Genomic DNA, 22643 nt, shown 5'->3' with positions numbered 1-22643 from the left:
GGAAATTCACTCAGCCTGCGCTACGCGCGCCCGCGATCCGTCGGAGCCATAACTTCCTCAGGCCACCACGATACGAGCGGGATCCGCAGCAGCCAGGGCCTCTTCGCGGTCGTCGCTCGGCGGATAGATCCACTCGGTGTTGATCTTCTGCTTCAGCGCCTTGGCCTCAGCGCCAACCAATTTCACTTCGCGATCCCACCCCTCGGTATAGACGGCGCCCCAGGGGCCAAGATCCAGGCAGGTCACGTATTTGGGCTGGCTATACGGCAGCATCGGGAGGCCCAGCAGTTCGGCGGCAACGTTATGACCCGCAGAGCGGCCCATGTTCATCGCGTGCTGGCATGACATCATCGTCACATTACCCGCATCGTCGGTGGCAGCCATCGCCACGTCGCCAGTGGCGTACACCGTTTGTGAACCCTGCACGCGCATCTCCGGCGTGACATGCAGGCGACCGAAACGATCGCGATCAGCCGCAATGTGATCCGTGAGGCCGTTGGCGCGCACGCCAGCCGTCCAGATGACGGTTTCGCTTGGTATGCGCTCGCCAGCGGATGTCACAACGCCCTGCGCATCAATGGAAGCCACTGAGGTGCCCAGGCGCATGGAAACCCCCATCTCACGGAAGGCCTGTTCAATCACGGGGCGCGGCCCTGCACCGAGGTCCGGCCCGATGGCATCGGCCTGTTCGATGACGATTACATTGACGGCAGCATGTGCACCAAGGATGGAGCGCATGCGCGCCGGCATTTCGGCTGCCGTCTCGATACCCGTAAATCCACCGCCCACCACGATCAGCGTATTGCGCGCGAGGGTAGTAGGACGACTGGCGAGTGCCAGCATGTGCGCCTCGAGTTTCACCGCATCGGCGAGCTGGTCGACGTTGAAGGCGTGCTCGCGCAAACCGGGCACGGAAGGCATATGCAGCTTGCTTCCGGTGGCCAATACGAGCCGGTCAAACGCCATGGTGGCGGACGCACCGCTTTCATCGATGTAATCCACGGCCTGATCGACGTCCCGGATGCGCTGAACATAGCCGGTGATGAAACGAACGCCCACGAGTTTGAACAGCTTGTCCAGCGACGGAGCGACACCCGAAAGGTCGTGCTCGTAAAGACGCGGACGAACATGCAAGCGAGGCTCCGGTGCGAGCACCATCACCTCCAGCGCATCGCCTGCGCTACCTGCCAGGCTCGAAGCCCGGGCTGCCGCAAGGGCGCTCCACATGCCGGCAAAACCAGCTCCGATGATCAAAATGCGCTTTTTCATGACGTGACTACTCTTCAATGCAGAACCGATTTTGGGGCGCAAGGGGCCGCATAGGCGTACTTGCGTAAGCCCTATCGTGTTTGGGGTTGGGGGGATTCGGATTTACGTCTTGTGTCGGCGGCGCTTTGCCGACCCTTCCTGTGTATCTGACGCCCGCGTGTCCGTGCGCGCCGCCCAACGATCGTTGAGCCACGACCTGATGTCCTGCGTAAAACCTTCGGGCGCCTTCTTGCCCGCCACTGCCGCCAGTTCAGCCAGCGTGGTTCGCGCCAGTTCGCGGCGCATGGCTTGTTCCGCACGAAGCATGACTGCATGCACGCTGCAGACGCCGTCGGTCGACCACGACGGTGGCTTGCCACCGAATACGGCGCATCGACCGCGAATTTCCTGACACTCGAACAAAGGCTTCGGGCCCTCAATGGCATCGACAACGTCGAGCACTGAAATCCGTTGAGCCGGGCGGGCCAGTCGGTATCCGCCACGCACGCCCTCGCCAGCCTCGACAATTCCCGCCTTCTCCAATCGCGGAAACAGCTTCGCAACGAAAGAAGGAGAAATTCCCTGCAGGTCCGCAAGGTCGCGACTACTCGCCCGCTCGTCCGGACTACCGGTTAGCCAGAGCAGGCAATGCAAGCCGTATTCAACGCCATTTCCGAGGTGTGCCATAAACACGGACTTTATTTGTCCGCGTTGTGGATGACAAGTGCCACCGTCTTAAATTGCGGCACTTATACCCATGGCGAGAAATACAAGTAATTGATATACTTACAATTTAGGACCGAATGGCCTGATTGGCGCGTTTGGGGAAACGGTATGTAGCTTGCGCGCGCATCGTTACGGCGATCCGAGCTGATGCCTATCGATATTCCGGCGCCACGTGCCAGGGGTGACTCCCATCCGTGCGGCAAACGCGCGCGTAAAGTGGCTCTGATCGGCGAAACCCGCCTCCAAGGCAATGTCCGACAGCGGATGACTCGTTTGCCGCATTAGCGCCACGGCGTGCTCGATCCTGCGCTCGATGAGCCACTGATGCGGAGACATGCCCGTGCTGCGCTTGAACGCATTGATGAAAGCGCATGCGGATAGTCCGCAAGCTGTAGCGACGGTAGCCAAAGCAATGCCATCGACCAGGTGCTCCCGTATCATTTCCTTTGCCACTCGCTCCTGCCAGGGGGCGAGTCCTTTGTCATGGGCCGGGCATCGAGCGCGAACGCCCGTGTAGTTCTGGACCAGGTGACTACGCAGTGCCAGGAGGGCATGGTCGACAAACAATTGATTGCCGAGCGGCGTTGCATGCAAAGCCGGCAACAATGCACGCCCCAGCGACTCGATGATCGGATCATCGACAAGTTGGCCATGACGACAAATGAGCGTGGCGGGCTTCATACCTAGCTCGCGCGCAACCTCATCAATGGCAGCCTGCGGCATATAGAAAAACAACGGATGGAAGGGCTCGGCAATGTATGCAATAGGGTCACGAGTCAAATCGAAAAAGCTGGACTGACCCGCAAGGATCGGCTGGACAGGCACAGATTTTCCATCCAACCACAGCTCGTGCCTGTTGAGAGCCTGCAGCTGCAGGCCAATGAGAAAGGCCTCCTCTCGTGCAATCGGTGCCGTAAAGCCGTAGTCCGATGCATCGTGCCGCAGTTCCGTTACTGCGAGACGGTATTGATCAGTGGTGTGCGACACCAGTGTCGGAGGGTCGCTCAGCTGGAACGAGCTAGCGAGTCGATTGCCATACGCTTCGCGCACCATGATCGCCTCCCCCGCGCACCGACCTGACTGCCTCTGGGCGCGGCTGATTCCGATATTCGGACATCGCGCGTGACGATGCTATACATCTTTGTGTTGACCAGCTTATTGCCATGACAGGTTTTGGCGATGTCGCTCCCCCCCCCCACCGTTCGCGGGGGGGGGGCGATGCCCTCCGGCCCGCCACGCCATCCGGTCATCCGTTGGCCAGCGTGAGGTTCAACACCTCGGCAAGGCGACGACCCGCTTCGCGCAGGCGCAGTTCGGCGACCGGCAGTTCCTTGTCCACATACGCCTGATCGAGCTTGTGGCCGTCGGGGTAGATGTCGCGCGAGATCGTGCACGACTCTTCCGCCCACTGCGCGTAGGCGTTGTCGAACGGCGGGATCGGCTTGGGCAGCGTGACGGTGCCTTCGGCCTCCAGCTTGTCGGCGTAGGCCTTGTAGTCCAGGCCGCGCGTCTTCAGCAGGCCCGAATCCCACACGCTGTGCAGGTTGGTGCCCTTGTCCTGGAACTGCACCTGGTAGGCGTTGCCGCCCTTGTCGTCGCGCGAGCCGCCATGCAGCGGCTGGTGTTCGTCGCCGATGAAATGCACCACGAATTTCAGCGCCTCAAGGCGCGCGGCATCCGGCTGGCTCTTGTCGCCGAGGATCTTCACGTAGTGGTCGATGCCTTCCACCACGCACTGGCCGTCCTTGCAGTCGCGCGGGGGCGTGTAGCTGCAGTCGCCCGAGGTGAAGTCGACGTAGTGCAGCGCGCGCGTCTGCTTCCACAGCGCATCCTTGGTGGGATCGTTGCGGATCTCGTCCGGCCAGCTGGCGATGTCGGCCAGCGACTTGGTGTTTTCCGGCGCCAGCAGGCGTTCCACGGCCGCCTCGGCAGCCGGGCTCAGGTGGCGCTGGGCAAGGTCGGCCACCACGCTGTGGCCAAGCTGGCCCCACGCATGGACGGCGGGAGCCAGGGCGAAACAGAGCATTGCAGCAACAACAGCAGTTCGGCGCGGGAATGGCATGGTTCGTCGATGTCTGTCAGGGAAACGTCGAAGTCTGCCACAGCCCCGTGACAGCTACGCGCCAGCTGGGCCCTTGCCGGAGGCGTGCAGTGCGTTGCCCTCCCCGTCATGCACGGTCACATCCACCTTGATGCCCTGGCGCACGCTCTGGGTAACGATGCAGAAATCCTCGAACTGGGCCAGCACGCGATCCAGGTGCGCCATGGCTTCCCCCTTCTCCGACAGCTGCAGGTCCACGCCCACATGGCTGATGCGCAGGCGACCCTGTTCGTTGCGTTCCATCGCCAGCCGCGCCGTGGCCCGCATTTTTTCCGGGGCATTCTTGTACTTGCGCAGGGCAAACAGCAGGCTCGCGGCCTGGCAGTTGGCGATGGCGGCGGCGAGCATCCGCGACGGGTTGGGCCCCGCGTCATGGCCGAGCGGCGAGGTTTCGTCCGTGATGAGGTCGGGAATGCCGGTTTCGTCGAACCGGATCCGGAACTCGAAATCCGATACCTGCTCCAGGGTGATCCCGAAGGAGTGTTCTGCCTCGCTCATGCCTGTCTCCTGGCCCGGGCCAACGCCCGAAATAAATGCCGATTCAAGCGCTTCCGGGCGCCGCTGAACAGCCCCTTCCGGGTGTTGCGGTGCATGGGTGAGCCTCCGGGCGGCTTCAGGCTAAAATGACGGTTTTACGGCGGACCCACAGCCGCCACTCTCGCCATCCCATCGGAGGACGCTGTCCCATGGCAATCAAGGTCGCCATCAACGGTTACGGTCGCATTGGCCGCAACATTCTGCGCGCGCTGTACGAAGCCGGTCGCACCAACGAGATCCAGATCGTTGCGATCAACGACCTCGGCAATGCCGAGACCAATGCGCACCTGACCCAGTACGACACCGCGCACGGCAAGTTCCCGGGCACCGTGTCCGTGGACGGCGGCGACCTGATCGTCAACGGCGACCGCATCAAGGTCTGCGCCGAGCGCGACCCCTCCAAGCTGCCGTGGGGCGCCATGGGTGTCGACGTGGTGCTGGAGTGCACGGGCCTGTTCACCTCCAAGGCCAAGGCCAGCGCGCACATCGCCGCCGGCGCCAAGAAGGTGATCATCTCCGCCCCGGGCGACAAGGACGTGGACGGCACCTTCGTCATCGGCGTGAACGACGACAAGCTCACCTCCAAGCTGGAAGTGATCTCGAACGCGTCCTGCACCACCAACTGCCTTGCTCCGCTGGCCAAGGTGCTGCATGAGAAGATCGGCATCCAGCGCGGCCTGATGACGACCATCCACGCCTACACCAACGACCAGGTGCTGACGGACGTCTATCACTCCGACCTGCGCCGCGCCCGTTCGGCCACGCACTCGCAGATCCCGACCAAGACCGGCGCCGCCGCCGCGGTGGGCCTGGTGCTGCCGGAACTCAACGGCAAGCTGGACGGTTTCGCCATGCGCGTGCCGACCATCAACGTGTCGGTGGTTGACCTGGTGTTCGACGCCGCGCGTCCGACCACCAAGGAAGAAATCGACCAGATCATCAGCGAAGCCTCCAAGGGCAAGCTGAAGGGCATCCTGGACGTGAACACGCAGCCGCTGGTGTCCATCGACTTCAACCACAACCCGGCTTCGTCCACCTATGACGCCACGCAGACGCGCGTCATGGACGGCACGCTGGTGAAGGTGCTGTCGTGGTACGACAACGAGTGGGGCTTCTCCAACCGCATGCTCGACATGACGGTCGCGCTGATGGCCGCCAAGTAAGCGACATCGCTGAAAGGGAACACGCAAAAGCCGGGCATTGCCCGGCTTTTGTTTTTTGGCGTGCCACCGCGACATGCCGTCGCACGAGTCACGTGGTTTATGGCGAACTGATCCAGATCAAGGCCGCAGGAATGAACAGGCGCAATCGTTCGCGCCTACTTCCTGGAGACACCCGATGCTTCGCCAAACCCTCGCCCTCGCCCTGCTCTGCCTGTGCACCACGCCGCTCTGGGCAGCCGACTGTTCGACCACCATCGAAGCCAGCGACGCCATGCAGTTCAACCAGAAGACCATCACGGTGGCCAAGACCTGCAAGCAGTTCACCATGACGCTGAAGCACGTCGGCAAACTGCCCAAGGCTTCGATGGGACACAACTGGGTGCTGGGCACCGCGGCCGACGAGCAGGCCATCATCACTGACGGCATGAAGGCCGGCGCCGAGCAGAACTACATCAAACCCGGCGACCCGCGCGTGATCGCACACACCAAATTGATCGGTGGTGGCGAGTCGGACAGCGTCACCGTTCCCGTGTCCAAGCTCAAGGCTGGGGAAACCTACGCTTACTTCTGCACTTTCCCGGGGCACGCCGCGTTGATGGAGGGCACGCTGACGCTGGAGAAGTAACGCATCGGTTGCGCCAATATTCAAAGAAAAAAGGCCGGAGAAGCTCCGGCCTTTTTCATTCGTCCAAAGGGTCGATCAGCGCAGCGCAGCAAGTGCGGCGTCGTAGTTCGGCTCGTGGGCGATCTCGCCCACCATTTCGCTGTGCACCACCTTGTTCTGGCCATCCAGCACCACCACGGCGCGTGCGGCCAGGCCGGAGAGCGGACCGGAGGCAATCGACACGCCATAGTTCTTCAGGAAGTCGTAGCCTCGCATGGTGGAAAGCATCACCACGTTGTCCAGACCTTCGGCACCGCAGAAGCGCGCCTGCGCAAACGGCAGGTCGGCCGAGATGCACAGCACCACGGCGTTGTCGAGCTGGCTTGCGTCCTGGTTGAAGTGACGCACCGACATGGCGCACGTCGGCGTATCGACGCTGGGGAAAATATTCAGCACCTTGCGCTTGCCTTCGAAGTTGGCAAGCGTGACGTCGGCCAGGTCCTTGCCGACCAGCGAGAACGCAGGCGCCGCCTGACCGGTGGCCGGGAATTGACCATCGACCTGCACCGGATTGCCTTTCAGCGTGACTTGGGACATGGGACACCTCGTTGGATGGGGCCCTTAAGTAGAACACGCCAGCCGTCGCAGCACGACTGCCCTCGCCCCGGCCGTCAAATGGTGCGCGAATACCGCGGCGCACCGGTGCTCTTGCGGAGATAGGCGTCGAAGCACATGGCGATATTGCGCAACAACGGCCGGCCACGGGGCGTCACGTTGATCGCCGCACCCCGCAGTTCGACAAGGCCATCATCGACCAGCCACGCAAGGCGCTCCATGTCATCGGCAAAGTGGTCGGCGAATACCAGGTCATGCCTTGCGCCAAAGCGTCGCGTGTCGAGCGTCCCGTGACACATCAGCTCGCCGATCAACTCGCGTCGAACAATGTCGTCCGTGCTCAGCTCCATGCCTTTCATCACGGGAAGACGCCCCGCGTCCAGCGCCGCGTAATAACCCACCAGATCGCGCGCATTCTGGTTGTAGGTGTTGGCGATACGGCCAATGGCGCTGACACCCAGCCCGACGATGTCGCAGTCGCCGTGCGTGGAATAACCCTGGAAGTTGCGCTGCAATGTTCCCGCTTGCTGTGCCTGTACGAGTTCATCGCTCGCTCGTGCGAAGTGATCCATGCCGACGTAGACATAACCCGCCGTGGTCAACTTTTCCCAGGCGAGACCGAGCAAGGCAAGGCGGCTCGCGGCATCGGGAAGGTGGGCTTCGTCGATCTGCTGTTGCGCCTTGAAAAGGTGCGGCAGGTGCGCGTAGCCATAGATCGCCACGCGATCGGGGCCGAGTGCGATGACCTGGTCGAGTGTCCGGGCGAATCCCGCGGCGTGTTGGTGCGGCAAGCCGTAGATCAGGTCAACGCTTGCCGAGGTGAAACCATGCCCGCGCGCTGCACGCAACACGTCGCGCGTCTGTTCCACGCTTTGTACACGATTGACTGCCTCCTGCACTGCGGCGTCAAAATCCTGGATACCGACGGACAAGCGGTTGAAACCGAGACGCCCCAGCTCGCTCATGTACGCAGCGTCGATGCCGCGCGGATCGATCTCGATGCCCCACTCCCTGCCCGCGGCGCGATCCATGTCGAAATGGCGTGCCAGCATCGCGAACAGGCGTTGCATGTGATCGATGTCGAGAAAGCTCGGCGTACCGCCGCCCAGGTGCAATTGATGCACGGGACGCCCGCGAGCGAACAACGGGCCCAGCAGCGCGAGTTCCTTCTCAAGGTAATCGAGGTATTCCGTCGCCTTGCGCGCGTCGCGTGTAATGACGCGATGGCAACCGCAGTAGAAGCACGGGCTGAAACAGAACGGCACGTGCACGTAGAGCGACAGCGGCGCGGCGCCTGCGTTCGACGCATCCACGGCGCGTCGTAGCGCAGCTTCGTCGAAACCCGCATGGAACTGCGGCGCGGTGGGATAGCTCGTGTAGCGTGGGCCGGCTACGTCATAGCGGGCAACAAGCTTGGGATCGAACTCGGGAGCAGTCGTAGGCTGGCGCATGGGCGCGAGTATCGCGGCCAGCGCACGCGTCGCGCCTGATGGAGATCACCCGGGCGCGACGATTTGACGCCCGCCGCCAGCCAGCTGGCGACGGGGTTCCTGCTCAGCGCTTGAGCGGCGCGATGGTCTGCTCGATGGCGCCGAAAATGGACTCGCCAGCGGCATCCGTCACGTCGATGCGCAGGCTGTTGCCGAAGCTGAGGAATGGCGTGCTGGGCTTGCCGTCACGCAGCGTTTCCACCGTGCGCTGTTCGGCCAGGCACGACGCGCCCTTGCCGGTATCTTCGTTGGCGATGGTGCCGGAGCCCACGATGGTGCCAGCCGTCAGCGGGCGCGTCTTGGCCGCGTGCGCCACCAGCTGGGCGAAGTTGAACTGCATGTCCACGCCGCATTCGGCTTCGCCGAACCACTCGCCGTTGAGCCAGGTGCGCATGGGCAGGTGCAGCTTCTCGTTCTTCCATGCATCGCCCAGTTCATCCGGCGTCACGAACACCGGCGACAGCGCGGAGCGCGGCTTGGACTGCAGGAAGCCGAAACCCTTGGCCAGTTCGTTGGGAATCAGGCCACGCAACGACACATCGTTGACGAGGCCGACAAGCTGGATATGAGCGGCGGCCTGTTCCGCCGACACGGCCATCGGCACGTCCTCGGTGATCACGACCACTTCGGCTTCCAGATCGATGCCGTAATCCTCGCTCGGCACCACCACCGGATCGCGGGGACCAAGGAAACCGGCGCTGGTCGCCTGGTACATCAGCGGGTCCACGTAGAACGATTCGGGCACCTCGGCACCACGCGCGCGACGCACGCGTTCCACGTGCGGCAGGTAGGCGCTGCCGTCGACGAATTCGTAGGCACGCGGCAGCGGCGCAGCCAGCGCTTGCATGTCGAGTGCAAACGCCTCTTTCGCGTTGCCGGCGTTCAAGTCTTCGTACAGCGCATTGAGGCGCGGGGCCGTGCTCGACCAGTCATCCAGCGCTGCCTGCAGCGTCGCCGCGATGCCGGTGGCCTTGACCGCCTGCGTCAGCGCGCGGTTGACGACGATGAGGGTGCCGTCCCGGCCGCCTTCCTTCAGTGAACCCAATTTCATGCTATCGCTCCAAAGGCAGCACTCAGCTGCAACCTTCCACGTAATCGATTTGTGGCATGACGCCTACGCGCCACGCCGTGACCTTGCCGTCGGCGCCGATATCGAAGATCAGCACGCCGCCATCCGAACCTTCCAGCCGCAGCGTGCTCGCGCCCGCTTCGTATTTGGCCGGCGATTCCAGCACTTTGTCGCCATACAGCGCCAGCACCTGTGCCTTGTCCATGCCGACCTTGCCACCACCCGGCGCCGTTTCCTTGTCATTTCGCACGTCGTAACGCACGAAGTGGCCGTGCTCGAGCATGAACGCCAGCTCGGGCGGCGTACGCGCCCACTTGGGTGCATACATGGCGCAGTCCGAACCCGGCGCGGCACCACCCACCAGGTCTCCGCCCCACGCCTTGCGAAACGCCGCCTCGTCCATGCCGAAACGCATGTCGCCGAAACCTTGGTAACTCGCCTGGCTCAGGGCGCCGGTGTTGTTTGCCACTGCACTCGTTGCAGCCGGCACGGGCGCCGTCCTTGCCGGCGCAGGCACCGATGCTTCGTCATGCGACTGACACGCCACGAGCATCAGGCACAGCGACAAGCCGCCAAGTCGACGCAACACCATGACATCAGCCTCCCGGGAAATGCTTGTGGATGCCCTGCCAGCACTGGAAGTAATTGCCCTGCAGTTCCGGCAACGCCAAGGCCTGCTTCGTCGGATGGATCACCCGACGCGTCTCGAACATGAAGGCCATGGTGCCGGTGATGACATCCGGCTGCGACAGGTCGCGCGTGGATGCCTTCTCGTACGTGGCCGCATCGGGGCCGTGGCCGCTCATGGAATTGTGCAGCGATGCGCCGCCCGGCGCGAAGCCTTCGGCCTTGGCGTCGTACACACCCGTGATGAGTCCCATGAACTCGCTGGCGATATTGCGATGGAACCACGGCGGACGGAACGTGTGCTGCGCCACCAGCCAGCGCGGCGGGAAGATCACGAAATCCATGTTGCTCACGCCTTCGGAATCGCTCGGCGAGTGCAGCACGAGGAAAATGCTCGGGTCCGGATGGTCGAAGCTGATCGAGCCGATGGTGTTGAACTTGCGCAGGTCATATTTGTACGGCGCGTAGTTGCCGTGCCAACCCACCACGTCCAGCGGCGAGTGGTCGATGGCGGCGCGCCACAGGTTGCCCTGGAATTTCGCGATCAGTTCGAACTTGCCTTCCACGTCTTCGTACGCCGCGACCGGCGTGAGGAAGTCGCGCGGATTGGCCAGGCCGTTGCTGCCGATGGGGCCCAGGTCGGGCAGGCGCAGCATGGCACCGAAGTTTTCCGCGATGTAACCGCGCGCCACGTCGTCCAGCAACTCCACGCGAAAGCGTACGCCACGCGGAATCACCGCGATTTCCAGCGGCTCCAGCTCGATGTTGCCCATCTCGGTGGCCAGCTTCAGGCGGCCTTCCTGCGGCACGATCAGCATCTCGCCGTCGGCGTTGTAGAAGAACCGGCCCTGCATCGAGCGATTGGCGGCGTACACGTGAATACCCACGCCCGTCTGGTCGGCCGGGCCGCCATTGCCCGCCACGGTGAACAAGCCGTCGATGAAGTCGGTGGGCGCGGTCGGCAGCGCAAACGGGCTCCAGCGCAGCTGGTTCGGGCTGGCCGGCACGTCGTTGAAACGGTTGTGGAAGCGGCCATCCGGCATCGCCTCGAACGGGTGATGCATGGCCGCCGGGCGAATGCGGTACAGCCAGCTGCGGCGGTTGCTGTGGCGCGGCGCGGTAAACGCCGTGCCGGAAATCTGCTCGGCGTATAGGCCGTGGGGCGCGCTCTGCGGCGAGTTCTGCCCTTCAGGCAGCGCGCCAGGCAGCGCCTCGGTGGCGAATTCGTTGGCGAAACCGGACTGGTACTGCTGCTTGCTGGCTGACATGGAAACTCCGCAATCTGCCCAGGGGCGGGCCACGATGGCACCCGCTCGATACTATGACGCTTGCCGTACGACCGCTGGCCGCCTCACACGATGGACGAGGCGTTGTTCTCTCTTGAAACGACATCACAAGGAAACCGCATGTCCGACTCGTTCTCCTCGCTGGGCCAGGCCACCGCGAATCACTCCATCCAGGATCTCAGCCAACCGCTTGCGTCGGGCAAGGGATGGATGAAGTTCGTCGGCATCGTGTTCATCATCCAGGGTGCCCTCACCGCCATCACCATCGTCGGCATCCTCATCGCCTGGCTGCCGATCTGGATCGGCGTGCTGGTGATGCAGTCGGCCGGTGCCATCGAACGAGCCCAACTGAGCGGCGATGCCGTCGCCCTGAAGGAAGCGCTCGCCAAGCTGCGCACTTACTTCGTGATCCAGGGCGTGCTGATTCTGGTCGGCATCGTCCTGTGGGTACTCGCCATCGTGTTCTACGGCGCGGTATTCGCGGCCTATATGCACAACGGCGGTTCCTGGCACTGACTCCCACACCATGGCCGCCCATCAAGGGCGGCCATGTCGTTGCGATTACAGGAAGCCGCGCTTCATCTGGTCGCGTTCGATGGATTCGAACAGCGCCTGGAAGTTGCCTTCGCCGAAACCCTCGTTGCCCTTGCGCTGGATGATCTCGAAGAAGATCGGGCCGATGTTGTTCTGCGTGAAGATCTGCAGCAGCTTGCGCTGCTTGGTCTCCGGGTCGGCGTCGATCAGGATCTTGTTCTTGGCCAGGCGCGGCACGTCTTCGCCATGGTCGGGAATGCGCATGTCGATCACGTCGAAATACGTGTCCGGCGTGTCGAGGAACTCCACGCCTTTCTCGCGCATCGCTTCCACGGTGTCGTAGATGTTGTCGGTGAAGCAGGCGATGTGCTGGATGCCTTCGCCGTGGTACGCGTCGAGGTATTCGTTGATCTGCGACTTCGGATCGCTCGATTCGTTGAGCGGAATGCGCACGATGCCGTCCGGCGCGGTCATCGCCTTGGACACCAGGCCCGTCTTGGCGCCCTTGATGTCGAAGTAGCGGATCTCGCGGAAGTTGAACAGGCGCTCGTAGTAGTCCGACCACTTCTGCATGTTGCCGAAGTAGAGGTTGTGCGTGAGGTGGTCGATGAAGGTGAGACCGAAACCCTTCGGATGCTGATCCACACCGGCAATGGCTTCGTAGTCGCCCGCGTAGATGCTGCCCTTGTCGCCGTAGCTGTCGACCAGGTAGAGCACGCAGTCGCCGATACCCTTCACGGCCGGTGCCTTCACCGCCTTGGTGGCTTCGGCCTTGTCGCTCACCGCCTCGCCGCCGTTGCCGAGCACGACCTTGCGCACTTCATCGGCCGGCTTCTGGAAGCGGATGGCGAAACCCGCCGCGCACGGACCGTGGGCCTCAGCGAATTCGGCGGCGTAGGAATCGGGATCTTCGTTCACCAGCAGGTTCACGTCGCCCTGGCGATAGACCGTGATGGCACGCGACTTGTGCTTGAGCACGGCGGTGAAACCCATGTTCTTGAACAGGGTATGCAGCTCGTGGCCGCGGCCCGCCGGGGCGGCGAATTCGACGAATTCGAATCCGTTGATGCCCATGGGGTTTTCGAAGGTGGTGACCTGCATGCCAAGATTGGGCTGCGCGCTCATGGGGCTCTCCTGTGGATCGGTGCTCGACGGCCTACGCCCGGGGTACCTAGCGTGCGACCATCCTCATAATCCTCGCGTTATAGTTACATATGAAACCATTTGCAAGGAGCGCCGCAGCAGTGGCTGAAGAACACCATCCCGACCATGCCCCGCTGGAGCTGGAAAACTTCCTGCCCTACCGCCTTTCGATCCTGTCGAACGCGGTCAGCCAGGCCATTGCCGACGATTATCAACGCCGGTTTGACCTGAGCATGACGGAATGGCGCGTGATGGCCGTGCTGGCCCGCTTTGACGGCCTGTCGGCCCGTGAAGTGGCCGAGCGCACCCTGATGGACAAGGTGGCCGTGAGCCGCGCCCTGGCCAAGCTGGTGGAAACCGGCTGGGTGACCCGCGCCACCCACGACGGCGACAAGCGCCGCTCCGTGCTGGGCCTGAGCGAGGCCGGCTGGGCCATCCACGAGGTGGTGGCGCCCATGGCACGCGAGCATGAGCGCAATCTGCTGTCGAAGCTGGACGACGAGGAACGCACCTGGCTGGTGCGGATCCTGGACAAGCTGCAGGCGATTGAGCCGAAGTAAGTAGTACTCGACACCCTTCCTATCCGTCATTCCCGCGAAAGCGGGAATCCAGTGCCTTAGCTCTTTCGCGAGTCGAAAGTCGCTGGATTCCCGCTTTCGCGGGAATGACGATGTAGGTAAGCGCGCGTTTCAGTGCGCGCCCATACCACGCTCACTTCACCCCGTGCATCAGCCGGTTGATCAGCGGCGCGATGACGAACAGCAGCACGCCCGCACCGGCCAGCAGCCAGAAGCTGAAGGTGAAGCCGCTGAGTGCGGAAGCCACCGTCATGCCGGTTTCACCGCTGACATGGCCGGCGAAAATGCCCGACAGGTTGTTGCCGATGCCGGTAGAGAGAAACCAGCCCCCCATCGCGAAACCAACCAGGCGTACCGGTGCCAGCTTGGTCACCATCGAGAGACCAATCGGCGAAAGGCACAACTCGCCCAGCGTCTGCAGCACGTACACCATGACCAGTGGCCAGAACGGGATCAGGTGTCGGCTGTCCACAAGCTCGGACAGTGCGTACATCAACACCACAAAGGCCAGCGCGTTGCCGATAAGCCCCAACCCGAACTTGCGCGGGATGGACGGCTCCATGCGGCGCTTGTCGAGCCACCCCCATGCCAGCGACACGAACGGCGCCAGCAGTACCAGTGAAAGCGGCGCCACCGACTGGAACCAGCCCACCGGGAACACCCAGCCGCCGAACATCTCGCGGTCCACGATGTTCTGCGCCAGGAAGTTGAACGAGCTGCCGGCCTGTTCGTAGAACATCCAGAACAGCACGTTGAACACGAAGATGATCAGCATGGCGAACACGCGGTCACGCTGCACCTTGCCCTCGCGAAAACCCTCGACCAGCAGCAGCGCGGACAGGCCGACGAACAGCACGCCCAGCACCCAGGCGCGCACAGTCGCGGCAGGCAGCGTCTTTTCATAGTTGATGGCGCCATCGATCACCGTCGGCTTGATCGCGCCCATGTCCAGCAGCGCCCTGGCAACCAGTTCGGAAAAACCGCCGCCCAGCATGAAAAACACCAGCGGAATGGCGAGCACGCAACCGAGGAACACATAGACCACCCGCAGCCGTCCCGCCTGCTCCGGCGCCGGCCTGCCCACGGGGCCGAGCTGCCGACGGCCGATCCAGAACCACACCAGGCTCACCAGCATGCCGACGCCCGAGGCAAGGAACACCGCCTTGTAGTTCTGCTGCATCGGCATGTCGGTAAAGTGGCTTGCCAACCAGCCGGTGACCAGCGGCGACACCAGCGCACCGGCGTTGATGCCCATGTAGAACAGCGTGAAACCACGGTCGCGGCGTGCGTCGCCCACGCTGTAGAGCCGCCCCACCATCGATGAAATGTTCGGCTTGAACAGGCCGTTGCCCACGATGACGGTCGACAGGCCCAGCAGGAAGATCCTTTCATCGGGCAGCATGATCATGAAGAGGCCCGCCGCCATCACCACGGCGCCCACCAGGATCGAACGCTGGTAGCCGATGATGCGGTCCGCCACGTAGCCGCCGAACACCGCCGCGGCATACACCAGCGCCAGATACGCGCCGTACGTGCGGCTGGCGAAGCCCTGCCCCGCCGGATCGCCGTGGAAGAACTCCGCCACGATGTAGAGCGCGAGCGCCCAGCGCATGCCGTAGAACGCGAAGCGCTCCCAGAACTCCGTCATGAAAAGCATCCACAGCGGGCGTGGATGCCCCAATGTCTGGGGGTAGTCGGGCACCGTGGGTGCGGTGGCTTTCTCGGTCGTGCTCATGTCGTGCTCGTCATCCGTCGAAATTTCTTGCGAAGTCGACTTCTAACCGGCGTGCGCCGTGCCCGTCAAATGCGCCGCAGCATCATGATGCCTCACTCTCTCACTCGTCATTCCCGCGAAGGCGGGAATCCAGTGCCTTTTAGCTCTTCCGTGAGGTGATAAAAGTCGCTGGATTCCCGCCTTCGCGGGAATGACGGTGAGGGTACCCAAGCATCGAGGCAAGCGTTGCGCAGCGAGGCCTTACTTCACCCCATGCATCAACCGGTTGATCAACGGCGAGATCAACAGCAACAACACGCCCGCGCCCGCCAGCAGATAGAAACTGAAGGTGAACCCCGAAAGCGCCGAAGCCGCCGTCATGCCGCTTTCGCCACTGATCTGCCCCGCGAGCAGCCCGGAAAGGTTGCCGCCCACCGCCAGCGACAGGAACCACCCACCCATCGCGACGCCCACCAGGCGCGGCGGCGCCAGCTTGGTCACCATCGACAGGCCAATCGGCGACAGGCACAGCTCGCCCACCGTCTGCAGCACGTAACACGCCGTCAGCGGCCAGAACGGGATCAGCCCACGGCTATCCACCGAATGGCTCAGCGCATACATCAGCGCAGTGAAGCCCAGGCCATTGAACAGCAGGCCCAGGCCGAACTTGCGCGGAATCGACGGCTCGCTGTTCCGGCGCGCAAGGAAGGACCACACCTGCGTCACCAGCGGCGCCAGCACGATGATCGCCAGCGGGCTCACCGACTGGAACCAGCCCACGGGGAACATCCAGCCGCCGAACATCTCGCGGTCCACCATGTTTGCCGCAAGGAAATTGAACGACGTGCCCAGCTGGAAATAGAACATCCAGAACAGGATGTTGAACGCGAAGATGATCAGCATCGCAATCACGCGATGCAATTGCACGCGATCGTGGCGCATGGCCTCGATGATGAGCATCGCCGCCACACCGACAAACAGCAGGCCCAGCAGCCACTGCAAGCCACTGGCGCCGATGAAGGCCAGCAGCAGGTACACCAGCGGCACGGCGACGATCACACCCAGCAGCACCCACACCACGCGCATGCGGCTGGCCGCTTCCGGCGCCGGACGTCCCACGCCATGCAGGCCACGACGGCCAAACCAGAACCAGAACAGGCTCAGCACCATGCCCACGCCTGCCGCGCCGAACACGATGCGGTAGTTCTCCTGCGTCGGCGTGTCGGTGAAATAGCTGGCGAGCCAGCCGGTGAGCAGCGGCGCGAGCAACGCACCGCCGTTGATGCCCATGTAGAACAGGATGAAACCACGGTCGCGGCGATCATCCTTCGGGCCGTAAAGCTGCCCCACCATCGAGGAAATGTTCGGCTTGAACAGGCCGTTGCCCACCACGACCATCGCCAGGCCAAGCAGGAACAATTCCTTGCTCGGCAACATCACCACGAACAGGCCGGCCGCCATCACCAGTGCGCCGATCAAAATCGAGCGCTGATAACCGATGACCTTGTCGGCCACGTAGCCGCCGAAAATGCTGGTCGCGTAGATCAGCGCGGTATAGGCGCCATAGATCTTGCTGGCCCACGCCTCGCCCGACGGATCGCCGTGGAAGAAGTGCGCCACGATGTACAACGCCAGCGCCCAGCTCACGCTGTAGAACGCAAAGCGCTCCCAGAATTCGGTCATGAACAGCATCCACAGCGGACGCGGGTGGCCGAGCATCTGCGGAAAGTCGGGCACCGGCGTGGGTGCGGTGTCGGTGGTGGTGCTCATGCATGCCCCCTGGGTTTGATGTCGTGGCGCTACGCGCCTTCTGGTTATTCGTAAGACGTCGCCTTCACGACATCAGCAACGCAATTTGTTCCTCACCGTCATTCCCGCGAAAGCGGGAATCCAGTGACTTTGCTCTTAGTTCGTGCGCTAAAAGCTTCAAAGTCACTGGATTCCCGCTTTCGCGGGAATGACGGTGAGGGGTAGGCACTTTGAGGAAAGTTTGGAGCCTCCCTTCGCCTGTAGCCCCCTCACACCCCCAGCTCCGTCCTCACATCCAGCAACTCCGGAAAAAACTCCAGCTCCAGCGCCTTCTTCAGGAACGCCACGCCCGAGGAACCACCGGTGCCTCGACGGTGTCCGATGATCCGCTCCACCGTTTTCATATGGCGGAAACGCCAAAGCTGGAAACTTTCCTCCATGTCCACCAGCTGTTCGCACATGTGGTACTCGGGCCAGAACATCGAACGGTTTTCGTAAATGCGCTTGAGCACCGGCAGCAGATCATCGTGACGGCGATACGGCTGGGACCAGTCGCGCTGCGTCAGTTCGGCAGGCACGGCGTGCCCGCGGCGCGCCAGGTAGCACAGGAATTCGTCGTAGAGGCTGGGCGCTTCCAGCACCTCGCGCAGCGTGGCCTGCGCCGCAGGATCGTACGCAAACACCTGCAGCATCTGCGCGTTCTTGTTCCCCAGCAGGAACTCGATCTGCCGGTACTGCAGCGACTGGAACCCCGACGAGGCGCCCAGCACGCCACGGAATTCCAGGTATTCGGACGGCGTAAGCGTTTCCAGCACCGCCCATTGCTCGAACAGCTGGCGCTGCACCTGCTTCACGCGCGCCAGGATCTTCAGGCATGGATCGATCTCATCGCGGCGCAGGTGCGCCAGCGCGGCCTTCAGCTCGTGGATGATCAGCTTCATCCACAGCTCCGCCACCTGGTGCTGGGTGATGAACAGCATTTCATCGTGATGCGGCGGGTTGCTCAGCGGCTGCTGGGCGGTGAGCAACTGGTCCAGGCGCAGGTAGCCGCCATAGGTCAGCCGCCCGTTCAGGTCGAGTTCGATGCCGGCCTCAAGGTCGCGCTGGTTCTCGGTCATGTCCGTCCGGGAAGCGGAAAAACCCGCATGTTACCCGGTGTGAAGGCCATCCCCGTACGAAGGCGCATGCTGCGCTGTGCCTTGCGGCGCAACATGGCCCCCTGTAACAATTTCTGTCTTGCTCAGGGCTTTACGTCCGCCGCTGGCCCCACTGGATGGGCCGCCGACGCCCCGGCACCCCCTATCCCTTAGTACTCACTCCAGGAGCGAGTCGTGTCTATCGCCGCCAAGTTTGAAATCGAATACCTCCAGTATCTCGATGCTGAAGGTAAGCAGGTTCGTGATGACCTGCCCGAATTCGCCAAGGATCTCAACCACATGGTTGAGCTCTACAAGCTGATGCTGTCGACCCGCGTGTTCGACGCCAAGTCGGTCGCCCTGCAGCGCACCGGCAAGCTCGGCACCTACGCCAGCTGCCTCGGGCACGAAGCCGCGCATGTCGGCATCGGCAGCGCCATGAAGCCCGAGGACGTGCTCGCTCCGAGCTACCGCGAATACGGTGCGCAGCTGTACCGCGGCGTGCAGCCGCGCGAGGTGTACATGTACTGGGGCGGCGACGAGCGCGGCAACGACTACCAGAAGGAACCGGCGCGCCACGACTTCGCCTGGTCGGTGCCGATCGCCACGCAGTGCCTGCACGCTGCCGGCTCGGCGCTGGCGTTCAAGATCCGCAACGAGAAGCGCGTGGCCGTGTGCACCATCGGTGACGGTGGTTCGTCCAAGGGCGACTTCTACGGCGCCATCAACATCACCGGCGCGCAGAACCTGCCGATGGTGGCGGTGATCGTGAACAACCAGTGGGCCATCTCGGTGCCGCGCAAGATCCAGTCCGGTGCGCCGACGCTGGCGCAGAAGGGCATCGCCGCGGGCCTGTTCTCCATCCAGGTGGACGGCAACGACATCATCGCCGTGCGCAAGGCGATGGAAGACGCGCTGGAGCGCGCGCGCAACGGCCAGGGTGGTTCGGTGATCGAAGCGGTGACCTATCGCCTCTCCGACCACACCACCGCCGACGATGCGCGTCGCTACCGCGGCGAGCAGGAAGTGAAGGACGCCTGGGCGAAGGAGCCGATGAAGCGCCTGCGCAACTGGCTGGTGGCCAAGGGCGTGTGGGACGACGCCAAGGAAGAGGCCTGGAAGGCCGAGTGCGACGACTGGATGGACAACGAGGTGAACGCATACCTCGAGACCAAGACGCAGCCCGTCACGGCGATGTTCGACTACACCTTCGCCGAAGTCCCCGCCGATCTCGCCAAGCAGCGCGATCTCGCCATCCAGCTCGACAAGAAGGCGCACTAAGTCATGGCACAGATCACCCTTATCGAAGCCGTCACCCAGGCTCTCGCGTATGAAATGGCCCACGACGACAGCGTCGTGGTGCTGGGCGAAGACGTGGGCGTCAACGGCGGCGTGTTCCGCGCCACCCAGGGCCTGCAGGAAAAGTTCGGCGAGCTGCGCGTGCTGGACACCCCGCTCGACGAAACCACCATTGCCGGCGTCACCGTGGGCCTCGCCGCCCAGGGCATGAAGCCGGTGGCCGAAGCGCAGTTCGAAGGCTTCATCTACCCGATGATGGAGCAGATCGCCTGCCACGCCGCCCGCATGCGCAACCGCACGCGCGGCCGCATCACCGTGCCGGCCGTGTGGCGCGCACCGTGGGGCGGCGGCATTCGCGCGCCGGAGCATCACTCGGAAGCGAACGAACACCTGTTCACCAACATCCCGGGCCTGCGCGTGGTGATGCCGTCGTCGCCGGCGCGCGCCTACGGCCTGCTGCTCGCCGCCATCCGCGATCCGGATCCGGTGATGTTCTTCGAGCCCAAGCGCATCTACCGCCAGTACAAGGAAGAAGTGCCCGATGACGGCGAAGCACTGCCGCTGGACGTGTGCTTCGTGCTGCGCGACGGCACCGACGTCACCCTCGTCTCGTGGGGCGCGCAGGTGAAGGAAGCGCTGGAAGCGGCTGACGCACTGGCCGAAGAAGGTATCAGCGCCGAAGTCATCGACGTGGCCACGCTGACCCCGCTGGACTTCGACACCATCGCCGAATCGGTGCAGAAGACCGGCCGTTGCGTGATCGTGCACGAAGCTCCCAAGACGGCTGGCTTCGGCGCCGAAATCGCCGCGCGCCTGGCCGAGGAATGCATGTACGACCTGCTGGCGCCGGTGGAACGCGTCAGTGGCTACGACACGCACATCCCGCTGTTCCGCCTGGAAATGAAGTACATGCCGAGTGCAGAACGCGTGGTGGAAGCTGCCAAGCGCGCGCTGGCTGCGTCGTAAACGAATCGTTGAACGAAGCGTCATTCCGGCGTAGGCCGGAATCCAGTGAAGGATGCGTGCGAAGCACACAAAACCTTCGCGACAATCCAGCGACAACGCCACTGGATCCCGGCCCTTGCCCCCTTTTGTGGGGTGCGGCCGGGATGACGCACAATGAAATTCTCCGCCTGACCACGGAATAAAACTCATGGCCGACATCAAGACTTTCTACCTGCCCGACCTCGGCGAAGGCCTGCCCGACGCCACCATCGTCGAGTGGCACGTGAAGGAAGGCGACACCATCAAGCTCGACGCACCGCTGTGCTCGATGGAAACGGCCAAGGCCGTCGTCGACGTGCCTTCCCCGTACACCGGCAAGGTGACCAAGCTGCACGGCGCCGCCGGCGACATCATCGAGACCGGCGCCGCACTGGCCGAGTTCGAGCCGGACCCGAACGCCAAGCAGCGTGCCGAGGCCGAATCCACCGGCCACCACCACGGCCCGAAAAAGGGCACCGGCAGCGCCGCTGCCGAGCCGAAGAAGGTCGTTGCCTCCGATGAAGGCGGCGAGATCGACGAAGGCAACGGCAAGAGCGATCGCGAAGACGAAGGCACCGTGGTCGGCGCCATGGTCTCCGGCAGCCACGTGCACGTGGAACAGGCTTCCAGCGTCGGCGGCGTAAAGGCCGTGCCGGCCGTGCGCGCACTGGCCAAGAAGCTCAAGGTCGACCTGACCCGCGTGAAGCCGACCGGCGCCGATGGCGTGGTCACCATGGCCGACGTGAAGAACGCCGCTGCCAACGGCAGTGCACAGCTTGGTGCTGCGCCCGCCCGTGCCGTACACGAAGATGCTGGTCGCCACCTTGCTCCGCGCCTGCCCGAGCCCGAGCCGGCCCGTACGGCCACCTCGCTCGCCGGCAAGCCGGTACGCACGGCACCGCCGAGCCAGCAGCAGGCCAGCGGCCAGCCGGAACAGCTCAAGGGCGTTCGCCGCAACATGGCGCGCGTGATGGCCGAAGCCCACGCCAATGTGGTTCCGACCACGCTGGTGGACGACGCCGACCTGCACGCCTGGATCGGCAAGCAGGACATCACGGCCCGCCTGATCCGCGCCATCGTCACCGCGTGCAAGGCCGTGCCGGCCCTCAACGCCTGGTTCGACGGCAAGAACCTCACCCGCACGCTGCATCCGCACGTGGACATTGGCATTGCTGTCGACACGGAAGAAGGCCTGTTCGTGCCGGCGCTGCGCAACGCCGACGTGCTCGACGGTGCCGGCATCCGCGCCGCCATCAAGCGCCTGCGTTCGTCGGTGGAAGACCGCACGATTCCGGCCTCGGAACTGTCGGGCTACACCATCAGCCTGTCCAACTTCGGCATGTTCGCCGGTCGCTATGCCACGCCGGTCGTGGTGCCGCCGTGCGTCGCCATCATCGGTGCCGGCAAGCTGAGCCACGACGTGGTGGCCGTGATGGGTGGCATCGAAGTGCACCGCCGCATGCCGATCTCGCTGACCTTCGATCACCGCGCCGCGACGGGTGGTGAAGCGGCTCGCTTCCTCAAGGCTCTGCTGGACGATTTGTCCGCGCCGAACTGAGTGCTGACGTGTTGAATGAAAAGCCCCGGTTATACCGGGGTTTTTTTTTGCCTCATCGGGAACTCGCGCTACATCACGCACAAGACCGCTACGCCCTCTCACGTCCCTGCGAAGGCAGGAGGCGCTTTTCAGCGGTCGAAAGGCCGGTCATCCAGTGGGTTGGCTATCGCTCCATTGAGGCGAGAGCTGCATAAAACACAAAAGCCTTTGCAGCCCCTCACCGTCATCCCTCCAAAGGCAGGAGGCGCTTCTCAACGGTCGAAGGGCGGTCATCCAATGACTTTGCTCTCGCTCCATTGAGGCGAGAGCTGCATGAAACACAAAAGCCTTTGCAGCCCCTCACCGTCATCCCTGCGAAAGCAGGGATCCAGTGACTGTGCTCTCGCTTTAAAGCGCAAAATCCAAAGTCGCTGGATCCCTGCCTTCGCAGGGATGACGGTGAGGGTGGATAAAGGTTGAAGTTGCGTGACGACTTTGCCGAG

General features: G+C 63.3%; 21 protein-coding genes. 7 read left to right on the top strand and 14 right to left on the bottom strand.

Annotated features, from left to right (window positions below; genetic code table 11):
- Positions 1–57: 57 nt before the first annotated feature.
- The 5 genes from DK366_RS09275 to DK366_RS09255 all read right to left on the bottom strand — a co-directional run bounded on the left by DK366_RS09275 (position 58) and on the right by DK366_RS09255 (position 4573).
- The gene (locus DK366_RS09275) at positions 58–1269 is read right to left on the bottom strand and encodes an FAD-dependent oxidoreductase (protein ID WP_109125254.1); all 1212 of its coding nucleotides are present in this window, start codon (positions 1267–1269) and stop codon (positions 58–60) included.
- Positions 1270–1371: 102 nt separating this feature from the next.
- A complete protein-coding gene (locus DK366_RS09270) occupies positions 1372–1935 on the bottom strand; it encodes an Rrf2 family transcriptional regulator (RefSeq protein ID WP_109125253.1) in 564 nt (187 codons plus the stop codon).
- Positions 1936–2103: 168 nt separating this feature from the next.
- Positions 2104–3027 carry an AraC family transcriptional regulator gene (locus DK366_RS09265; RefSeq protein ID WP_109125252.1) on the bottom strand — a complete coding sequence of 308 codons (924 nt, stop codon included), beginning with the start codon at positions 3025–3027 and terminating at the stop codon, positions 2104–2106.
- A 193-nt stretch (positions 3028–3220) separates the two neighbouring features.
- Positions 3221–4000, bottom strand: a complete 780-nt coding sequence (locus DK366_RS09260) for a S1/P1 nuclease (RefSeq protein WP_232820984.1) — start codon at positions 3998–4000, stop codon at positions 3221–3223.
- A 90-nt stretch (positions 4001–4090) separates the two neighbouring features.
- Positions 4091–4573, bottom strand: a complete 483-nt coding sequence (locus tag DK366_RS09255; RefSeq protein WP_109125250.1) for an OsmC family protein — start codon at positions 4571–4573, stop codon at positions 4091–4093.
- Positions 4574–4761: 188 nt separating this feature from the next.
- Between DK366_RS09255 and gap the strand changes: the two genes are divergently transcribed.
- Together gap and azu are read left to right on the top strand one after the other, a co-directional pair.
- Positions 4762–5775, top strand: a complete 1014-nt coding sequence (gene gap / locus DK366_RS09250; RefSeq protein WP_109125249.1) for a type I glyceraldehyde-3-phosphate dehydrogenase — start codon at positions 4762–4764, stop codon at positions 5773–5775.
- 175 nt (positions 5776–5950) lie between these two features.
- Positions 5951–6400 carry an azurin gene (azu, locus tag DK366_RS09245; RefSeq protein ID WP_109125248.1) on the top strand — a complete coding sequence of 150 codons (450 nt, stop codon included), beginning with the start codon at positions 5951–5953 and terminating at the stop codon, positions 6398–6400.
- Positions 6401–6475: 75 nt separating this feature from the next.
- Here azu and tpx read toward each other — a convergent pair whose 3' ends face one another.
- The 5 genes from tpx to hmgA form a co-directional block, all read right to left on the bottom strand.
- Positions 6476–6976: a thiol peroxidase gene (gene tpx / locus DK366_RS09240; protein ID WP_109125247.1), complete on the bottom strand. Its 501-nt coding sequence runs from the start codon at positions 6974–6976 to the stop codon at positions 6476–6478.
- A 74-nt stretch (positions 6977–7050) separates the two neighbouring features.
- Positions 7051–8445, bottom strand: coding sequence for an oxygen-independent coproporphyrinogen III oxidase (gene hemN / locus DK366_RS09235; RefSeq protein ID WP_109125246.1), 1395 nt, complete (start codon positions 8443–8445; stop codon positions 7051–7053).
- Positions 8446–8548: 103 nt separating this feature from the next.
- Positions 8549–9535 carry a fumarylacetoacetate hydrolase family protein gene (locus DK366_RS09230; RefSeq protein WP_109125245.1) on the bottom strand — a complete coding sequence of 329 codons (987 nt, stop codon included), beginning with the start codon at positions 9533–9535 and terminating at the stop codon, positions 8549–8551.
- A 22-nt stretch (positions 9536–9557) separates the two neighbouring features.
- Positions 9558–10145 (bottom strand): lectin, encoded by a 588-nt coding sequence (locus tag DK366_RS09225; RefSeq protein ID WP_232820983.1) that lies wholly within the window; start codon positions 10143–10145, stop codon positions 9558–9560.
- A 4-nt stretch (positions 10146–10149) separates the two neighbouring features.
- The gene (gene hmgA / locus DK366_RS09220; protein ID WP_109125244.1) at positions 10150–11448 is read right to left on the bottom strand and encodes a homogentisate 1,2-dioxygenase; all 1299 of its coding nucleotides are present in this window, start codon (positions 11446–11448) and stop codon (positions 10150–10152) included.
- A gap of 138 nt (positions 11449–11586) precedes the next feature.
- Between hmgA and DK366_RS09215 the strand changes: the two genes are divergently transcribed.
- Positions 11587–11982 carry a DUF5362 domain-containing protein gene (locus DK366_RS09215; RefSeq protein WP_109125243.1) on the top strand — a complete coding sequence of 132 codons (396 nt, stop codon included), beginning with the start codon at positions 11587–11589 and terminating at the stop codon, positions 11980–11982.
- A 45-nt stretch (positions 11983–12027) separates the two neighbouring features.
- Here the strand turns inward: DK366_RS09215 and hppD are convergent, their stop codons facing one another.
- A complete protein-coding gene (gene hppD / locus DK366_RS09210; protein ID WP_109125242.1) occupies positions 12028–13125 on the bottom strand; it encodes a 4-hydroxyphenylpyruvate dioxygenase in 1098 nt (365 codons plus the stop codon).
- A gap of 119 nt (positions 13126–13244) precedes the next feature.
- Between hppD and DK366_RS09205 the strand changes: the two genes are divergently transcribed.
- Complete coding sequence (locus DK366_RS09205) at positions 13245–13703, top strand: MarR family transcriptional regulator (RefSeq protein ID WP_232820982.1); 459 nt, start codon at positions 13245–13247, stop codon at positions 13701–13703.
- 151 nt (positions 13704–13854) lie between these two features.
- On the opposite strand, the gene DK366_RS09200 is transcribed toward DK366_RS09205, so the two are convergent.
- The 3 genes from DK366_RS09200 to DK366_RS09190 all read right to left on the bottom strand — a co-directional run bounded on the left by DK366_RS09200 (position 13855) and on the right by DK366_RS09190 (position 18302).
- Positions 13855–15456: an oligopeptide:H+ symporter gene (locus DK366_RS09200; RefSeq protein ID WP_109125240.1), complete on the bottom strand. Its 1602-nt coding sequence runs from the start codon at positions 15454–15456 to the stop codon at positions 13855–13857.
- A gap of 240 nt (positions 15457–15696) precedes the next feature.
- Positions 15697–17205: an oligopeptide:H+ symporter gene (locus tag DK366_RS09195; protein ID WP_109125239.1), complete on the bottom strand. Its 1509-nt coding sequence runs from the start codon at positions 17203–17205 to the stop codon at positions 15697–15699.
- 248 nt (positions 17206–17453) lie between these two features.
- Positions 17454–18302 carry a tryptophan 2,3-dioxygenase family protein gene (locus tag DK366_RS09190; RefSeq protein WP_109125238.1) on the bottom strand — a complete coding sequence of 283 codons (849 nt, stop codon included), beginning with the start codon at positions 18300–18302 and terminating at the stop codon, positions 17454–17456.
- A 213-nt stretch (positions 18303–18515) separates the two neighbouring features.
- On the opposite strand from DK366_RS09190, the gene pdhA reads away from it, so the two are divergent.
- From pdhA to DK366_RS09175, 3 genes are all read left to right on the top strand, one after another.
- Positions 18516–19601 carry a pyruvate dehydrogenase (acetyl-transferring) E1 component subunit alpha gene (gene pdhA / locus DK366_RS09185; RefSeq protein WP_109125237.1) on the top strand — a complete coding sequence of 362 codons (1086 nt, stop codon included), beginning with the start codon at positions 18516–18518 and terminating at the stop codon, positions 19599–19601.
- A 3-nt stretch (positions 19602–19604) separates the two neighbouring features.
- Positions 19605–20585: an alpha-ketoacid dehydrogenase subunit beta gene (locus DK366_RS09180; RefSeq protein WP_109125236.1), complete on the top strand. Its 981-nt coding sequence runs from the start codon at positions 19605–19607 to the stop codon at positions 20583–20585.
- A 187-nt stretch (positions 20586–20772) separates the two neighbouring features.
- Positions 20773–22161, top strand: a complete 1389-nt coding sequence (locus DK366_RS09175) for a dihydrolipoamide acetyltransferase family protein (protein ID WP_109125235.1) — start codon at positions 20773–20775, stop codon at positions 22159–22161.
- Positions 22162–22643 lie beyond the last annotated feature (482 nt).

It is taken from the genome of Dyella sp. C11 (genome assembly GCF_003121485.1).
In the GTDB taxonomy this organism is placed as follows: domain Bacteria; phylum Pseudomonadota; class Gammaproteobacteria; order Xanthomonadales; family Rhodanobacteraceae; genus Dyella.
This window is presented reverse-complemented; position numbering and strand designations above follow the sequence as displayed.

What these genes read in the sequence shown, in the direction of transcription:
- DK366_RS09275 (WP_109125254.1), bottom strand. Translation starts at nt 1,269, where the DNA reads ATGAAAAAGCGCATTTTGATCATCGGAGCTGGTTTTGCCGGCATGTGG.
- DK366_RS09270 (WP_109125253.1), bottom strand. Translation starts at nt 1,935, where the DNA reads ATGGCACACCTCGGAAATGGCGTTGAATACGGCTTGCATTGCCTGCTC.
- DK366_RS09265 (WP_109125252.1), bottom strand. Translation starts at nt 3,027, where the DNA reads ATGGTGCGCGAAGCGTATGGCAATCGACTCGCTAGCTCGTTCCAGCTG.
- DK366_RS09260 (WP_232820984.1), bottom strand. Translation starts at nt 4,000, where the DNA reads ATGCTCTGTTTCGCCCTGGCTCCCGCCGTCCATGCGTGGGGCCAGCTT.
- DK366_RS09255 (WP_109125250.1), bottom strand. Translation starts at nt 4,573, where the DNA reads ATGAGCGAGGCAGAACACTCCTTCGGGATCACCCTGGAGCAGGTATCG.
- gap (WP_109125249.1), top strand. Translation starts at nt 4,762, where the DNA reads ATGGCAATCAAGGTCGCCATCAACGGTTACGGTCGCATTGGCCGCAAC.
- azu (WP_109125248.1), top strand. Translation starts at nt 5,951, where the DNA reads ATGCTTCGCCAAACCCTCGCCCTCGCCCTGCTCTGCCTGTGCACCACG.
- tpx (WP_109125247.1), bottom strand. Translation starts at nt 6,976, where the DNA reads ATGTCCCAAGTCACGCTGAAAGGCAATCCGGTGCAGGTCGATGGTCAA.
- hemN (WP_109125246.1), bottom strand. Translation starts at nt 8,445, where the DNA reads ATGCGCCAGCCTACGACTGCTCCCGAGTTCGATCCCAAGCTTGTTGCC.
- DK366_RS09230 (WP_109125245.1), bottom strand. Translation starts at nt 9,535, where the DNA reads ATGAAATTGGGTTCACTGAAGGAAGGCGGCCGGGACGGCACCCTCATC.
- DK366_RS09225 (WP_232820983.1), bottom strand. Translation starts at nt 10,145, where the DNA reads ATGGTGTTGCGTCGACTTGGCGGCTTGTCGCTGTGCCTGATGCTCGTG.
- hmgA (WP_109125244.1), bottom strand. Translation starts at nt 11,448, where the DNA reads ATGTCAGCCAGCAAGCAGCAGTACCAGTCCGGTTTCGCCAACGAATTC.
- DK366_RS09215 (WP_109125243.1), top strand. Translation starts at nt 11,587, where the DNA reads ATGTCCGACTCGTTCTCCTCGCTGGGCCAGGCCACCGCGAATCACTCC.
- hppD (WP_109125242.1), bottom strand. Translation starts at nt 13,125, where the DNA reads ATGAGCGCGCAGCCCAATCTTGGCATGCAGGTCACCACCTTCGAAAAC.
- DK366_RS09200 (WP_109125240.1), bottom strand. Translation starts at nt 15,456, where the DNA reads ATGAGCACGACCGAGAAAGCCACCGCACCCACGGTGCCCGACTACCCC.
- DK366_RS09195 (WP_109125239.1), bottom strand. Translation starts at nt 17,205, where the DNA reads ATGAGCACCACCACCGACACCGCACCCACGCCGGTGCCCGACTTTCCG.
- DK366_RS09190 (WP_109125238.1), bottom strand. Translation starts at nt 18,302, where the DNA reads ATGACCGAGAACCAGCGCGACCTTGAGGCCGGCATCGAACTCGACCTG.
- DK366_RS09180 (WP_109125236.1), top strand. Translation starts at nt 19,605, where the DNA reads ATGGCACAGATCACCCTTATCGAAGCCGTCACCCAGGCTCTCGCGTAT.
- DK366_RS09175 (WP_109125235.1), top strand. Translation starts at nt 20,773, where the DNA reads ATGGCCGACATCAAGACTTTCTACCTGCCCGACCTCGGCGAAGGCCTG.